At 67.9% G+C, this 15,299-nt stretch carries 15 protein-coding genes; 9 read left to right on the forward strand and 6 right to left on the reverse strand.

From position 1 onward, the window contains the following. Positions 1 to 53: 53 nt before the first annotated feature. Positions 54 to 1,274 (forward strand): MFS transporter, encoded by a 1,221-nt coding sequence (locus LKD76_RS02845; protein ID WP_227979366.1) that lies wholly within the window; start codon positions 54 to 56, stop codon positions 1,272 to 1,274. Positions 1,275 to 1,383: 109 nt separating this feature from the next. Here the strand turns inward: LKD76_RS02845 and LKD76_RS02850 are convergent, their stop codons facing one another. From LKD76_RS02850 to LKD76_RS02860, 3 genes are all read right to left on the reverse strand, one after another. Next, complete coding sequence (locus LKD76_RS02850) at positions 1,384 to 2,169, reverse strand: MerR family transcriptional regulator (RefSeq protein WP_227979367.1); 786 nt, start codon at positions 2,167 to 2,169, stop codon at positions 1,384 to 1,386. Positions 2,170 to 2,204: 35 nt separating this feature from the next. Further along, positions 2,205 to 3,317 (reverse strand): serine hydrolase domain-containing protein, encoded by a 1,113-nt coding sequence (locus LKD76_RS02855; RefSeq protein WP_227979368.1) that lies wholly within the window; start codon positions 3,315 to 3,317, stop codon positions 2,205 to 2,207. Between the two features lie 172 nt (positions 3,318 to 3,489). After that, positions 3,490 to 3,642 carry a CG2302 family histidine operon protein gene (locus LKD76_RS02860; RefSeq protein ID WP_227979369.1) on the reverse strand — a complete coding sequence of 51 codons (153 nt, stop codon included), beginning with the start codon at positions 3,640 to 3,642 and terminating at the stop codon, positions 3,490 to 3,492. A gap of 237 nt (positions 3,643 to 3,879) precedes the next feature. Here LKD76_RS02860 and LKD76_RS02865 point away from each other — a divergent pair, with 237 nt between their 5' ends. The 8 genes from LKD76_RS02865 to LKD76_RS02900 all read left to right on the forward strand — a co-directional run bounded on the left by LKD76_RS02865 (position 3,880) and on the right by LKD76_RS02900 (position 13,303). Then, positions 3,880 to 5,595: an acyclic terpene utilization AtuA family protein gene (locus tag LKD76_RS02865; protein ID WP_227979370.1), complete on the forward strand. Its 1,716-nt coding sequence runs from the start codon at positions 3,880 to 3,882 to the stop codon at positions 5,593 to 5,595. Beyond that, the gene (locus tag LKD76_RS02870) at positions 5,592 to 6,746 is read left to right on the forward strand and encodes an acyl-CoA dehydrogenase family protein (protein ID WP_227979371.1); all 1,155 of its coding nucleotides are present in this window, start codon (positions 5,592 to 5,594) and stop codon (positions 6,744 to 6,746) included. Before LKD76_RS02865 ends, LKD76_RS02870 begins: the two co-directional genes overlap by 4 nt. Then, positions 6,743 to 8,341 carry an acyl-CoA carboxylase subunit beta gene (locus LKD76_RS02875; protein ID WP_227979372.1) on the forward strand — a complete coding sequence of 533 codons (1,599 nt, stop codon included), beginning with the start codon at positions 6,743 to 6,745 and terminating at the stop codon, positions 8,339 to 8,341. Before LKD76_RS02870 ends, LKD76_RS02875 begins: the two co-directional genes overlap by 4 nt. Before the next feature lie 32 nt (positions 8,342 to 8,373). Beyond that, on the forward strand, positions 8,374 to 10,392 hold the full coding sequence (locus LKD76_RS02880; protein ID WP_227979373.1) for an acetyl/propionyl/methylcrotonyl-CoA carboxylase subunit alpha: 2,019 nt from the start codon (positions 8,374 to 8,376) through the stop codon (positions 10,390 to 10,392). 34 nt (positions 10,393 to 10,426) lie between these two features. Next, entirely contained in the window at positions 10,427 to 11,587 is a 1,161-nt protein-coding gene (locus LKD76_RS02885) for an acyl-CoA dehydrogenase family protein (RefSeq protein WP_227979374.1), read from the forward strand. Between the two features lie 121 nt (positions 11,588 to 11,708). Further along, a complete protein-coding gene (locus tag LKD76_RS02890; RefSeq protein WP_372465969.1) occupies positions 11,709 to 12,440 on the forward strand; it encodes an enoyl-CoA hydratase family protein in 732 nt (243 codons plus the stop codon). A gap of 7 nt (positions 12,441 to 12,447) precedes the next feature. Next, on the forward strand, positions 12,448 to 13,077 hold the full coding sequence (locus tag LKD76_RS02895) for a TetR family transcriptional regulator (RefSeq protein ID WP_227979376.1): 630 nt from the start codon (positions 12,448 to 12,450) through the stop codon (positions 13,075 to 13,077). 88 nt (positions 13,078 to 13,165) lie between these two features. Further along, positions 13,166 to 13,303, forward strand: coding sequence for a hypothetical protein (locus LKD76_RS02900; RefSeq protein ID WP_157104452.1), 138 nt, complete (start codon positions 13,166 to 13,168; stop codon positions 13,301 to 13,303). A 251-nt stretch (positions 13,304 to 13,554) separates the two neighbouring features. On the opposite strand, the gene LKD76_RS02905 is transcribed toward LKD76_RS02900, so the two are convergent. Genes LKD76_RS02905 through LKD76_RS02915 form a run of 3 tightly spaced genes read right to left on the reverse strand, consistent with a single transcriptional unit; the run spans position 13,555 to position 15,199 of the window. Continuing rightward, positions 13,555 to 14,187, reverse strand: coding sequence for a TetR/AcrR family transcriptional regulator (locus LKD76_RS02905; RefSeq protein WP_227979377.1), 633 nt, complete (start codon positions 14,185 to 14,187; stop codon positions 13,555 to 13,557). Next, a complete protein-coding gene (locus LKD76_RS02910; protein ID WP_227979378.1) occupies positions 14,184 to 14,681 on the reverse strand; it encodes a DUF3237 domain-containing protein in 498 nt (165 codons plus the stop codon). Before LKD76_RS02910 ends, LKD76_RS02905 begins: the two co-directional genes overlap by 4 nt. Then, a complete protein-coding gene (locus LKD76_RS02915; protein ID WP_227979379.1) occupies positions 14,678 to 15,199 on the reverse strand; it encodes an ester cyclase in 522 nt (173 codons plus the stop codon). Before LKD76_RS02915 ends, LKD76_RS02910 begins: the two co-directional genes overlap by 4 nt. Positions 15,200 to 15,299 lie beyond the last annotated feature (100 nt).

Consider the following 15,299-nt stretch of genomic DNA (forward strand, 5'->3'; position numbering starts at 1 on the left):
ATTCTGCCTTACCGTCAGTTCGGTTGCAATCTGCTACTGATTGGAGAGGTGTCGTGACTCCGACGTCCGGCCGGACCATGCTGTCGGCCACCATCTGCGCGGTGGCGGTCGCGACCGTCTACGTGGCCCAACCCGTACTCGCCCAGGTGGGCGAGGATCTGGGGCTCTCGGAGGCGGCTCTCGGATGGATCGTCACGGCCGGACAGCTGGGATACCTGATCGGTCTGGCCCTGCTCGTTCCGCTGGGGGATATGTTCGATCGGCGCGCGCTCATCGCCGGGCATCTGCTGCTGACCGCGGTGGGTGTCGTGCTGGCGGCGGTGGCCTCCGAGCTCTGGCTACTGCTGACCGGGCTGGCTTTCGCCGGCCTGTTCGCCGTAGTCGTGCAGACCACGGTCGCCTACGCCGCCGACCTGTCCCGCGCGGCGGAACGCGGGCGCACACTCGGAATCGTCACCTCCGGTGTCGTCGTCGGCATCCTCGGCGCGCGGGTGGTGGCGGGAGGAATCGCCGCGGTGTGGGGATGGCGCGGTGTCTATATCGCGCTCGCGGTGCTGCTCATCGTGCTCGCGGGACTGGTCCTGAGGTTGCTGCCGGCCGAACCGCGTCGAGCCCGGGCCGGCTACGGTGAGGTGCTGATGTCGCTGGGACGCCTGTTCCGCGAGCGCCTCTTCCTCTCGCGTGGTCTGATCGCGCTTTTTCTGTTCGCCTCCTTCGGGGTGTTGTGGAGCGGTGTGGCGTTGCCGCTCGCGGCGCCGCCGTGGCGGCTGAGTACGGCGCAGATCGGCCTGTTCGGAATCGCGGGTCTCGCGGGCGCTCTGGGCGCGGCCCGAGCGGGGCGGTGGGCCGACGCCGGTCGCGCGCGAGCTGTCACGGGAGGTGCGCTCGTATTGCTGGCCGCGTCGTGGTCGGCGATCGGACAGGCGTCGTGGTCGCTGCTGCTGGTCGTCGCCGGGGTGATAGTCCTCGACTTCGCGGTGCAGGCGGTACACGTCAGCAATCAGCATCTGCTCACGGCCGCCTACCCGGACCGCACGAGCGGCGTCATCGGCGGCTACATGATGTTCTACTCGCTCGGCTCCGCCCTCGGGGCAACCACCACCACAGCGGTCTACTCCGCCGCGGGATGGGTGGGATCCAGCGTTCTCGGCGCTGCCTTCGCCCTGTGCGCGCTCATCGTCTGGGTGATCGGCCGCCCGGCGGGCACCGGTGTCCGTCCGCGCGGTGGTGTCGTCCGGACGTCCCGGGCGCCGGCTCCCGCGGAGCACGAATGATGGATGACAGGTTCCGTGCGGTCGCCCTGTTCAGGCGTGGATCGACGCCTCGCGCCGGGGGCGGCCAGTACCCGCGGCACCCAGGACGCGACCCGAAACCGGGCTCGGCTCAGTGGGTGTCCGGTCTGGGGATGTGGACGCCCGCGGCGCGGAGTTCGGATTCGACCAATGCGGTCAACCGTGCCGCGGCCGGTGCTCGCTCCCCGCGCTGGTGGGCGATCAGCTTGTATCGGGCCGCGCCCTCGGTGCGGGCTTGCAGGCCGGTGACGATCTTCAGATGGGCGGGGTTGGCGAGATAGTGCTCGGCCATGGCGGTGGCCAGTTCGTCGATGCGAGGGTCGTCCGGGGCCCAGGTCGCGGCTTCGGCGGCTCGCTTGCTCAGGGCGACGAATCGGGGGTCCCGCATGGCGGGCTCGACATGGGTGAGGTAGTCGTCGAAGCCCTCCGGCACCAGGGCTTTGGCGAGTACCAGTCCCTCTCGGGCGGCGGCTACCTCGTCCGGGGCGAACCCGAGGCCGGGCATCTGCTCCAGCAGTGTCACGGCACGGTCGGGCAAGAGCGCCCGGTTACCGTCGGCGAGCCGGTGCAGCGTTTCCCGGCGGGCGTTCAACTCCTCGATCTGTGCGGCGAGTTGCCGCTCGACATCGGTGAGTGCGGTGGCGAACGACTCGGCGTCGGCGTCGAGCAGTGGCCCGATCTCCGCCAGCGGCACGCCCGCGCCGGCGAGGGTTCGGACCTGGACCAGTCGCAGTAACTCGGCCGATCCGTACCGCCGGTAGCCGGAGCTGTCACGTTCGGGCTCGGCGACCAGTCCGAGCTTGTGATAGTGCCGCACTGTCTTCACCGTCACGCCGATGAAAGCCGCCGCCTGCCCGATCGTCACTCCGCTGTTCATCCGCCCAGCCTTCCCGGTACCGGCTCCGCCGTCGCTCAGTCTGCCTGCCCGCCGCAGAACACCTCGGCGACGAGTCGCTGCGTCGCCTGCTGGAACGGCACGGCCAACGACATCGCCGCGTCGTCGACATAATTCAGCGTGGCGGTGAGGGTCGTGCTGCCGTCCGGTGTGCTGAACATCAGCGCGGCGTGACCGGCGGCGCCGCCGTTGTGGGTGATCACGGTGCCACCGATTCCGGTGTCCTGCACGAAGACTCCCAGGCCGTAGTCCATACCGGGGATGCCTGTCGGGCGCCCGGCGTACATCTCGGTCAGCAGTTCGGACGGCAGGAGGGCGCCGCCGACGAGGGCGGAGATGAATGTGGCCAGGTCCTCGCTGGTCGAGATCATGTCACCGCCGCTCGAGATCCAGGAGGGGTTGTGGAGGGTGACGTCGACGGTCTGCTCTTGTCCGTCATCGGAGTATCGGTAATACGCGTGCGCGTGCGGCGCGGCGATATCGGTCTCAGTCGTCGGGGCGACGGTGCCCGCCAGTCCGAGGGGACCGACGATCAACCGCTGCAGTTCCTCGGCGAACGAGCGACCGCTGATCTTCTCGATCAGCAACCGGGCGATGACGTAGTTGGTGTTGGAGTAGCTCCAGCCGGTCCCGGGCTCGAACCGCGACGGCTTGGACACCGCCAGTGTCACCAGCTCCTCCGGCCGGTACGTGGTGAACCGGTTGTCCACCCACTCCTTGCCCGCGGTAGTCGCGGGAATCCCCGTCGCGACCGTCCCGTCGGGGTAGTACTCGCCGGTGAAGTTGAACACTCCGCTGGTGTGCTGCAACAACATTCGCACCGTGATCCGGGTGTCGAACCCGAATTCGGGCAGGTATTCGGCCACCGGGGCATCGAGCTCGATCTTGCCTTCCGCCACCAGCTGCAGCACCAGGGTCGCGACGAAAGTTTTCGTGTTGCTGCCGATCCGGACGTGACCGTCGATCGGCGGCGTCGCGGTACCGCCCAGTTCGGCGACTCCCGCGCTGCCCGTCCACTCGCCGCGTTCATCGTTCACACGCAACGTGATCCCGGTGATGCCGGATGTGACGATGGCCTCGAGGGCCTGCTGCAGCTCGGGGCGATCCTGGATGGTCGGGGTGATGGACATGGCGTGCGCTCCTCGAATCTCCGGTGTCGGCGTTCGTGCCGATGCGATGAGCGTGCACCTTGACCCAAGGTCAACCTCAATAGTGATCTGAGTCACTCGAGGGGGTCGGGTCGGCGGCCCGGTCGATCCGCCGGGGCTTCCAAGGCTGTCGCGTGTCGCTGTGTGAGGCCGCTCACCACCAGCTGATGGCGCCCACGACCGCGAGTAGCGCGCACACGCCCAGGATCGCCGACATCAGGCGCGAGTTCTTCCACATGGTGAAGGCGCCGCCGACCAGGAATCCGGCCAGGGCCAGCAGGAAGACGACGAGGATGGAATTGGACACCCTGTCATCTTGCCCGGCGGCCCGGCATCGGCACACACCGGCCGGTCTGGGCAGGTGTGTGACATCCCCCAGTCGCTCCGCGGTGAACGCGGCCTCGGCGCGCTGATAGCTGTTCACCTGCCTATTCGCCAATTAACAAGCACGCAGGCTTGATTTTTTCTGTACCCGATGTGACCCTGGAACGCGACGCAGCGCAGGCGCTGCGGCAGCCACGTCGCAGGAGGAGGCGCCGCGCAGATGACCAGTCTGGGCTCCGATCCGGAAGTCCTCCGGATCGGTAACTGTTCCGGGTTCTACGGCGACCGGTTGAGCGCGATGCGCGAGATGCTCGAAGGCGGGCAGCTCGACGTACTCACCGGGGACTATCTCGCCGAACTCACCATGTTGATTCTCGGCCGCGACCGGATGAAGGATCCGGCGCTCGGCTACGCGAAGACGTTCGTCCGCCAGCTGGCGGACTGCCTCGGCCTGGCACTCGAGCGTGGTGTGCGCGTCGTCGTCAACGCCGGTGGGCTCAATCCGGCCGGGCTGGCACGGCGCGTCGGTGAGGTCGCCGACGAACTCGGGCTGGACGCGAAGATCGCCTACGTCCACGGGGACGACCTGCTGCCGCGCGCCCGGGAATTGGGGCTGGGCGCTCCGCTGACCGCCAATGCCTATCTGGGCGCCTGGGGTATCGCCGAGGCGCTGAACGCCGGCGCCGACATCGTCGTCACCGGCCGCGTCACCGACGCCGCGCTGGTCGTCGGCCCCGCCGCCGCTCACTTCGGCTGGGCCCGAGACGATTACGACGCGCTCGCCGGTGCGGTCGTGGCCGGGCACGTGATCGAATGCGGGACCCAGGCCACCGGCGGCAATTTCGCCTTCTTCACCGAATTCGAGGATCTGGGCCGCCCCGGATTTCCGATCGCCGAGGTGCGCCGTGACGGCAGCAGTGTCATCACCAAGCACGAGGGCACCGGCGGTGCGGTGACCGTCGACACCGTCGAAGCGCAGCTCATGTACGAGATCCAGGGTGCGCGCTACGCCGGGCCGGATGTCACCGCGCGGCTGGACAGCATCCGGCTCGGTGCCGCCGGACCGGACCGGGTCCTGATCAGCGGGGTCACCGGGGAGGCGCCGCCGCCGCAATTCAAGGTCTCGCTGAACACCCTCGGCGGTTTCCGCAACGAGATGACCTTCGTGCTGACCGGACTCGATATCGAGGCCAAAGCGCAACTGGCACAGCGGCAGCTGGAGAGCTGGCTGCCCGTGCGACCGGCCGAACTGGACTGGTCGCTGTCGCGGCTGGACCGTCCCGACGCCGATACCGAGGAGCGGGCCAGCGCACTGCTGCGCTGTGTGGTCCGCGATCCCGACCCGAACAAGGTCGGTCGCGTATTCTCCGGTGTCGCGGTCGAATTGGCGCTGGCCAGCTACCCCGGCTTCACCTTGACCTCACCGCCCGGCAACGGCGCCCCCTACGGCGTGTTCACCGCGGGCTATGTCGACGCGGGCGAGGTCGCGCACACCGCGGTGCTGCCCGACGGGTCCGAGGTGGCGATCGCGCCCGCCGCCTCGACCCGCGCACTGGCCGAGGTAGCGGAACCGGAACTCCCGCAGCCGCTGCCGCGCACCGAGACCCGCCGCGTTCCACTCGGTGCCATCGCGCTGGCCCGCAGCGGTGACAAGGGCGGCAACGCGAATATCGGCGTGTGGGTGCGCACCGACGAGCAGTGGCGCTGGCTCGCGCACACCCTCACCGTCGACGAACTGCAGGCGCTGCTGCCCGAAACCGCGAAGCTCAGCGTCACCCGGCATGTGCTGCCCAATCTGCGCGCGGTGAACTTCGTCATCGAGGGCCTGCTCGGACTCGGTGTCGCCTATCAGGCCCGATTCGATCCACAAGCCAAGGGACTCGGCGAATGGCTGCGGTCTCGACACATCGACATACCAGTGGAGTTGCTACCGTGACGACGAGTGTCTGGCAGACGCCCGAACGGCGTGAATTGCGTGCCACCGTACGAGGTTTCGCCGAGCGCGAGGTGCTGCCGTATCTGGACGACTGGGAGCGGGCGGGGGAGATCCCGCGCGAACTTCACAAGAAGGCCGGCGCCCTCGGACTACTCGGCATCCAGTTCCCGGAGGCGGTCGGCGGCGCCGGCGGTGACGGTATCGATGCCGCCATCGTCGCCGAGGAGATGCACTACGCGGGCTGTTCCGGTGGTCTGTTCGCCTCGCTGTTCACCTGCGGAATCGCGGTGCCGCACATGGCGGCCAGCGGTAACGCGGAGCTCATCGAGAACTGGGTGAAACCCACGCTGGCCGGTGAGAAGATCGGCTCGCTGGCGATCACCGAACCGGGTGGCGGCTCCGATGTCGGCCACCTCACCACCGCTGCGGTGCGCGACGGTGACGACTACGTGGTCAACGGCTCGAAGACGTTCATCACCTCCGGAGTGCGCGCCGATTACGTCGTGACCGCCGTGCGCACGGGCGGCCCGGGTGCGTCCGGGGTGTCGCTGCTGCTGGTCGAGAAGGACCGGCCCGGTTTCACGGTCAGCCGCAAGCTGGAGAAGATGGGCTGGCTGGCCTCCGATACCGCCGAACTGTCGTATGTGGATGTGCGGGTGCCGGTCTCGAATCTGGTGGGCGCGGAGAACTCCGGATTCGCGCAGATCGCCCAGGCTTTCGTCAGTGAGCGGGTGGGGTTGGCCGTGCAGGCCTACGGTCACGCGCAGCGCTGCCTGGATCTGACACTGGGCTGGTGCCGTGATCGCGAGACCTTCGGCCGGCCGCTGATCAGCCGCCAGGCCGTGCAGAACACGCTGTCGGAGATGGCCCGCCGCATCGACGTCGCCCGGGTGTACACCCGGCATGTCGCCGAGCGGGCGGCCGACGGCGAGACCGATCTGATCGCCGAGGTCTGCTTCGCCAAGAACACCGCCGTCGAAACCGCCGAATGGGTTGCCCACCAGGCGGTTCAGCTGTTCGGCGGGCTGGGCTACATGCGGGAATCCGAGGTGGAGCGGCACTACCGCGACGTCCGCATTCTCGGCATCGGCGGCGGCACCAACGAAATCCTGACCAGCCTCGCGGCCAAGCGATTGGGGTTCCAATCTTGAGCACACTGCGCACATCCATCGACCCGAATTCGGCCGACTACCAGGCCGCGGCCGAGGCCATGACCGAGAAACTGGCCGAGGTCGAGGCGGAATACGCCAAGAACATCGCCGGTGGGGGGCCGGACAAGATGGCCCGGCATCGCAAGCGCGGCAAGATGACCGCGCGCGAACGCATCGAACTGCTCATCGACGAGGATTCGCCGTTCCTGGAGCTGGCGCCGCTGGCCGCGTGGGGCAGCGAATTCCATGTCGGCGGCAGTGTCATCGCGGGTATCGGCATCGTCGAGGGTGTCGAATGCATGATCGTGGCGCCCGATCCGACCGTGCGCGGTGGCACCTCGAATCCGTGGACGCTGCGCAAGAACCTGCGCATGAACGATATCGCGCTGGAGAACCGGCTCCCGGTGATCGGGCTCGTCGAATCCGGCGGCGCCGATCTGCCCACACAGAAAGAGGTCTTCGTACCGGGCGGGCGGATGTTCCGCGATCTGACCCGCCTGTCGGCGGCCGGAATCCCCACCATCGCACTGGTATTCGGCAACTCCACCGCCGGTGGCGCCTACATTCCGGGCATGTCCGACTACACGGTCATGATCAAGGAGCGTTCCAAGGTGTTCCTCGGTGGACCGCCACTGGTGAAGATGGCGACCGGCGAGGAGTCCGACGACGAATCACTCGGTGGCGCCGAAATGCATGCGCGCACTTCGGGTCTGGCGGACTACCTGGCGGCCGACGAACAGGACGCCATCCGCATCGGCCGGTCCATCGTGCGCCGGCTGAACTGGACCAAGAAGGGGCCGGCGCCCAGGGCCGAGGTGATCGATCCGCTCTACGATCCCGAGGAACTGCTGGGCATCGTGCCCACCGATCTGAAGATCCCGTTCGATCCGCGCGAGGTCATCGCCCGGGTGGTGGACGGCTCCGATTTCGACGAGTTCAAACCGCTCTACGGTTCGAGCCTGGTCACGGGGTGGGCCGAACTGCACGGCTATCCGATCGGCATCCTCGCCAATGCCCGCGGGGTGCTGTTCTCCGAAGAGGCGCAGAAAGCGGCCCAGTTCATCCAGCTGGCCAACCAGTCCGACACCCCGCTGCTGTTCCTGCACAACACCACCGGCTACATGGTCGGCAAGGAGTACGAGCAGAAGGGCATCATCAAGCACGGCGCGATGATGATCAACGCGGTGTCGAATTCGAAGGTGCCGCACATCTCGGTGCTGATGGGCGCCTCCTACGGCGCCGGCCACTACGGCATGTGCGGTCGTGCCTACGATCCGCGCTTCGTCTTCGCCTGGCCCAGTGCGAAATCCGCGGTCATGGGCGGGGCTCAGCTGGCCGGCGTGATCTCCATCGTCGGCCGTGCCGCCGCCGAGTCGAGGGGGATGCCCTTCGACGAGGAGGCCGACAAGGGCATGCGCGCGATGATCGAAGCGCAGATCGAGGCCGAATCGCTGCCGATGTTCATGTCGGGCCGGCTCTACGACGACGGTGTCATCGACCCCCGCGATACCCGCACGGTATTGGGAATGGCGCTGTCCGCCATCCACAATTCCCCGATCGAAGGCGCCGAGGGCTTCGGCGTCTTCCGGATGTGAGGTGCGATATGACTGCATCGCGAAATGAGTCCGTGCGGGATGACGCTCGGGTGCCGGGTGGGCGCATCACGAATGTTCTGGTCGCCAATCGCGGGGAGATCGCCCGGCGGGTGTTCGCGACCTGCCGGCGCATGGGGATCGCCACGACCGCGGTGTATTCGGACGCGGACGCGCAGGCGCCGCATGTGGCCGAAGCCGATGCCGCGATCCGACTGCCCGGCAACAGTCCCGCCGAGACCTATCTGCGTGCCGAACTGATCATCGAGGCCGCACTCGCCGCCGGGGCGGATGCCGTCCATCCCGGGTACGGATTCCTCTCCGAGAACGCGGGATTCGCGAAGGCGGTGCAGGAGGCCGGGCTCGTCTGGATCGGCCCGCCGGTCGCGGCGATCGAGCAGATGGGCTCGAAGGTCGAGTCGAAGAAGATGATGGATGCCGCCGGCGTCCCGGTACTGAAGCAACTCGATCCGGCCGAGGTCACCGCGGATCTGCTGCCGGTGCTCATCAAGGCCTCCGCGGGTGGTGGCGGTCGCGGTATGCGGGTCGTGCGCGAACTTTCGCAACTGAACGACCAGATCGAGGCCGCCCGGCGCGAAGCCGAATCGGCATTCGGCGATCCGACGGTGTTCTGCGAACGCTATCTGGAAACCGGCCGCCATATCGAGGTCCAGGTCATGGCCGATACCCACGGCCGGGTCTGGGCGGTGGGCGAGCGCGAATGCTCGATTCAGCGGCGGCATCAGAAGGTGGTCGAGGAGGCACCCTCGCCACTGGTCGAGCGGATCTCGTCCATGCGGGAGCGTTTGTTCGAAGCGGCACGCCTGGCCTCGGAGGCCATCGGCTACGAGGGCGCCGGCACGGTCGAATTCCTGGCCGACGAGCAGGGCGACTTCTTCTTCCTGGAGATGAATACCCGTCTGCAGGTGGAACATCCGGTCACCGAGTGCACCACCGGACTGGATCTGGTCCGGTTGCAACTGCAGGTGGCGCAGGGCTACCGGCTGCCGGAGGCGCCGCCGCCGATGCGCGGACATTCGATCGAGGTGCGTCTGTACGCCGAGGATCCGGCACAGGACTGGCAGCCGCAGAGCGGTTCGGTGCATCGCATCGAATTCGCGCCGGGCACTGCCGAATTCACGGTGCTGACCGAACCCGGACTGCGGCTGGACTCCGGTGTCGTCGACGGTTCGGTGGTCGGAGTGTTCTACGACCCGATGCTCGCCAAGGTGATCTCCTACGCCGATACCCGCGAGGAGGCGGCGCATCTGCTGGCCACCGCGCTGCGGCGGGCTCGCATCCACGGTCTGGTCACCAACCGCGATCTGCTGGTCCGCGTGCTGCGACATCCGGCTTTCCTGGCCGGGGACACCGATACCGCCTTCTTCGCCACCCATGGACTGGAGAACCTGTCCGCACCGCTGGTTTCGGAGGCGGACGAGGCGTTGTCCATCATCGCCGCGGCGCTGGCCGACGCGGCGGCGAACCGGTCGCGGGCGCGAATCGGCGGCGGGTTGCCCAGTGGCTGGCGCAACCTGCCTTCGCAGGCCCAGAGCAAGTCCTACGAGAGCCGTACCTCGGGCGTCCACGAGGTGCGCTATCGGCTGAACCGCGCGGGCCTGAGCGTCGACGGGCACGAGGGTCTCGAATTGATCGAGGCCACACCGGATGTCGTGGTTCTTGCGGTGCCGGGCGAGCGCGGTGCGGTGCGGCGGCGATTCGAGATCGGCCGCTACGGCGATCTGGTGGCCGTGGATTCGCCGCTGGGACCGGTGTCGCTGCGCAAACTGCCGCGCTTCTCCGATCCCGCCGACCAGGTCGCCGAGGGCTCGCTGCTGGCGCCGATGCCCGGATCGGTGATCCGGCTGGGCGCCGAGATCGGCAGCACCGTGGTGAAGGGACAGCCGATCCTGTGGCTCGAGGCGATGAAGATGGAGCACACCATCGCGGCCCCCACCGACGGCGTGCTCGCCGAATTGAATGTGGCCGCCGGCCAGCAGGTCGAGGTCGGGGCCGTCCTCGCCGTCGTCCACGCCCCCGACCCGGCCGAATGAGCAGCGCAACAGCTTCCGACACCAGGAGTAGATCATGAGTTTCATCGAGACCGACGAGCAGAAGGCACTGCGCGCCGCGGTGGCCGCGCTCGCCGCGAAGTACAACTACCGCGACTACGTCGTGGCCAAGGCCCGTGCCAACGAACCGCTCGACGAATTGTGGAACGAGGCGGGCAAACTCGGCTTCCTCGGCGTGAATCTGCCGGAGGAGTACGGCGGCGGCGGTGCCGGCATCTACGAGCTGGCGCTGGTCATGGAGGAACTGTCGGCGCAGGGCGCGGGCCTGCTGCTGATGGTGGTCTCGCCCGCGATCTGCGGCACCATCATCACCAAGTACGGCACCGAGGAACAGAAGCAGTACTGGCTGACCCGGCTGGCCGACGGTTCGTCGAAGATGGTCTTCGGCATCACCGAGCCCGACGCCGGTTCCAACTCGCACAACATCACCACCACCGCGCGCCGGGACGGCGGCGACTGGATACTCAACGGCCGCAAGATCTTCATCTCCGGCGTCGATCAGGCCGAGGCGGTGCTGATCGTCTCGCGCACCGAGGATTCCAAGACCGGCAAGCTGAAGCCGGCCCTGTTCATCGTCCCCACCGACACTCCCGGCTTCCAGAAGAACCGCCAGGAGATGGACATCATCGAGCCGGACAACCAGTTCACGCTGTTCCTCGACGATGTCCGGCTGCCCGCCACGGCACTGGTCGGTGAGGAGGACGCGGCGATCGCGCAGCTGTTCGCCGGGCTGAACCCCGAGCGGATCCTGGGTGCGGCGATGGCGACGGGGATGGGCCGCTATGCCATCGACCGCGCGGTGGAGTACGCCCGGGAGCGGCAGGTGTGGAAGACCCCGATCGGTGCGCATCAGGGCATTTCGCATCCGCTGGCGCAGGTGAAGATCGAGGTCGAACTCGCCAAGCTGATGATGCAGAAGGCCGCGGTGCTCTACGACTCCGGCGACGACTTCGGTGCCGCGGAAGCGGCGAACATGGCGAAATACGCCGCGGCCGAGGCGAGTATCAAGGCGCTGGATCAGGCGATCCAGACCCACGGCGGATCCGGGCTCACCTCGGATGTGGGCCTCGCGGCCATGCTCGGCGCGGCCCGCATCGGCCGGGTGGCGCCGGTCAGCCGCGAAATGGTGCTCAACTTCGTCGCCCAGCATTCGCTGGGCCTGCCGAAGTCGTACTGATGCCCGCTCGGCCGGACCGGATACCGGTCCGGCCGCCTGTCCATCCGGTGTAAGGAGAACGCAAGTGAGTGAAACCAACGGTGCCGAAACGCCTTTCGTGCGCTACGAACTGCGCGACGGAATGGCGGTGCTCACCCTGGATTCTCCGCACAACCGGAATGCGCTGTCCTCGACGCTGGTCCGGGAGTTGCTCGACGGGCTGCGCCGGGCCGGGGCCGATGACCGGGCGCGCGGTGTGATCCTCACCCATACCGGCAACACCTTCTGCGCCGGTGCGGATCTGAAGGAAGCGCTCGACGCCGATCCCGCCGCGGCCGCCGATATCCGCACCCGCTGGATGATCGAGGTATTGCGCGGCATCGTCGAACTGCCCAAACCTGTGATCGCGCAGATCGACGGCAATGTGCGGGCCGGCGGTATGGGGATCGTCGGCGCCTGCGACATCGTCGTCGCCGGGCCGGCGAGCAGCTTCGCGCTGACCGAGGCGCGACTGGGCCTGGCGCCGTTCATGATCTCGCTCACCCTGCTCCCGCGGTTGACCTCGCGTGCGGCCGCCCGGTACTACCAGACCGGGGAGACCTTCGACCCTGCCGAAGCCGAGCGGATCGGATTGATCACCGTCGCCGCCGCGGATCCGGCCGCCGAGGTCGCTCGGCTGTGCGGGGAACTGCGTAAGAGTTCCCCGCAGGGTCTGGCCGAGAGTAAGCGGCTGGTGAACGCCGGCCTGCTCGCCGAATTCGATCGCAGTGCCGATGAGCTGGCTCAACGCTCCGCGAGCTATTTCGGAACGCCCGAGGTCATCGAGGGTATGACGGCCTTCTTCCAGCGCCGTCCGCCGAGCTGGGCAGAATGAGGCCATCATGACCGCATCGCACGAACCGAAACAGGACCGCAGCCGGGCCACCCGGCAGCGGCTGCTCGAGGCCACCATCGACTGCCTGGCCGACATGGGCTGGGCGGCCGCCACCGTCGCGGTCGTCGCCGAACGTGCCGGGGTGTCACGCGGTGCGGCACAACATCATTTCCCGACCCGCGAGGACCTGATCACCGCGGCCCTCGAGTACATGTTCGACACCCGGATGGCGCAGTCGAAGGCCGAGGCGGCCGCGCTGACGTCGGCGCCCGACCATGTCGGTGCCCACGACCTCGCGCGCACCGAGGCGGTGGTGGCGCAGCTGGTCGAGTCGTACACGACCACCTTGTTCAAGGCCGCACTCCAGGTGTGGACCCATGCTGCCGCCGACCCGGTGCTGCGTGAACGAATCGTCCCGCTGGAAGCCCGCTTCGGCCGGGTCTCGCACCGACTGGCGGTCGAGGCGCTGGGTGTCGACGATTCCGATCCGGTGGCCCACCATCTGGTGCAGGCCACCCTCGACATGGCGCGTGGTCTGGGCCTGGCCGATGTGCTGACCGACGACTCGGTGCGCCGCAAACAGATCGTGCAGCAGTGGGCGGCGACCCTGCACATGGCCTTGCACACCCCGCACTGACCTGCGAGCCAGTCCTGGGAACGTCTGCGCGCTGCGCTACCGTAATCGGGCAAATCTCACCCAGATCATCGACTCGAGGGGACCGATCATGGATTCGGGTTCTGCGGCAGCGCTGGAAGGTATCCGGCAGGGGTATCTGAACGGCGATCCCGTTGCCACCGCACTGTTCATCCCGCTGTTCTTCATCGCGGGCATCTTCGGACTGATTCAGGGTCGGCCCTTCTGACCCGAACCGCACGACCCCCGGTCACGGCGGACGATCCGCAGTGCGCGGTTCGCCTCGCCGTGACCGCGCCGCGCACCGCCCCACACGCGTCCTGGCCCGGTTGTTCCCGGATGCGCCGACCGGCTCCGCCCTGGCCCACGCTGCTGTGGGCGACCGGCCGTACGGAGTTGCCCGGTCCCCCGCGGCGCTCCGGCTGGCGCTGGGACGGCACACCGCGCTGAAAATGCCGGTCCGGCATCGAGTTCGGCGAGCTATTCGCTCGGCGATTCCGCCACCGGCGGCGGGACCAGGGTGCCGACGATGCGGCGCACCTTCGCGATGCCGGAGGTATCGCCCAGGCGCAGTGCGGTATTGGCCGCCATCAGGACAGCGTCGATCTGGAAGGTCGCCGATTCGATATCGGTCGCGGAGCACGCGTTCTGGGCGGCGGCGAGTTCGAGCTGACGGGTGAGGGCGCCCAGCCACGCTCGATGCCCGAGCACCAGCGCGTCGCGGACGGGACCCGGGTGACTGTCGAAGTCGGGCAGATTGGCACCCCAGAAACAGCCGCCCGCGAACAGTGGCCGCGCGGCGTAGTCGATCCAGTGCTCGACGAGGGCATGGAGCCGGGGCGCGCCCTCGGACGCCTCCCGCGACGGCGCGATCACCGCGTCGGCGAAAAGCTCGCCCGCGGTGTCTATTGTCGCCAGTTGCAGTCGTTCCTTGGTGCGGAAGAGCGTCTGGATTCCCGCCTTGCTGAGCTCGAGGTCCTCGGCGAGCCGTCCGAAACTGAGCCCGCCGAGGCCGTCGAGGGAGGCGATGTCGACGGCGTGACGGGTGATCAGGCGGCGCGAACGATTTCCGCGTTCACGGCCGCGGTGGGCGGCCTCCGCGCCGGTGGTCACAGGATCTGCTCGACGTGATAGGCCACGCCGCCCTCGACGAGGTATCCGGTGCCGACGGCGACCACATCGTTGAGCCATCGGTACCGCTCGGATCCGGTTTCGAACACCGGGTTGATGCGGAAGTAGTAGTCGGCCGGGTCGACGCGGAGTCGGCCGGCGGGCGTGGCCATATCGTCCCGGACCTGCGGCGGGATCGCCCAGCGACCGCCGTAGCTCATATGGATCAGGGCCTCGTCCTCGGTGCGCAGAGCCAGCCGGACGTCGAGCATCATGGTGCCGTCGGTACGGAACAGTGCCCAGTCGCCGCCCTGGGCCAGGACCTCGCCACCGAGCCGCGGACCGCGGAACGAACCGCCTGCCGCGCCGTAGAGTACGCGTCGGCCGACCGGGCCGTCGACGCCGAATTCCACCCGCGGGCGCAGATCGACGACGATATCGAAAAGCGTTGTGGTGCGCAGTGGTTCGACGGTTCGAACGCGGGCGTCGAGGGTCATCGACGGCCTCCCGGGATGCTCGGTTCGCCGAACAGGGTGTGCCGCACCGCGTCGGTGGAGACGCCGGATTGCGCGCACAGATCCGACAGATCGAAGCAGAACCGCTCGCTCTCGATCAGATCGTCGGCGAAGGTGAACGTGATGAAGATCGGCAGCTCGGCCCGCCGGCCGTTGGGCGACACCCCGAAACGAGTGCCGGTCATGGTCATTCGAGCCGTACCCCAGCAGGCGAGGGTCCGTCCGTCGTCGGCGTGGCCGGCCAGTTCGACGTGATAGTCGGGAAAGGATGCGAAGAATCGGGTCAGAGCGCGTTCGTTCTCCGCCGGACCGCGGGCGGTGGTCCCGAACGCCGGGGTCGTGAGCGTCATCCGCGGATGAAGCAGGGCCAGTGCGGCGGGGAGGTCCTGCCCGCTCTTCGCGATCGCGAGGGCCTGCGCGAGTTCGAACATGCGGTGGCCGTCCATGGTGGTGTCCTTCGGTAGCCGTCGGGGCGTGATGCGGCCCGATATCACAAACATACGTACGGCCGTATGTTTAGGCAAGAGGTTGAGCAAGGGGTTGATCGAGGCGATCCACTTGCGGATTTGGTGAGCCCGGGTTCGCCCGATATCCTGGCTG

Origin of the sequence: Nocardia spumae (assembly GCF_020733635.1) — a bacterium.
Taxonomy (GTDB): Bacteria; Actinomycetota; Actinomycetes; order Mycobacteriales; family Mycobacteriaceae; genus Nocardia; species Nocardia spumae.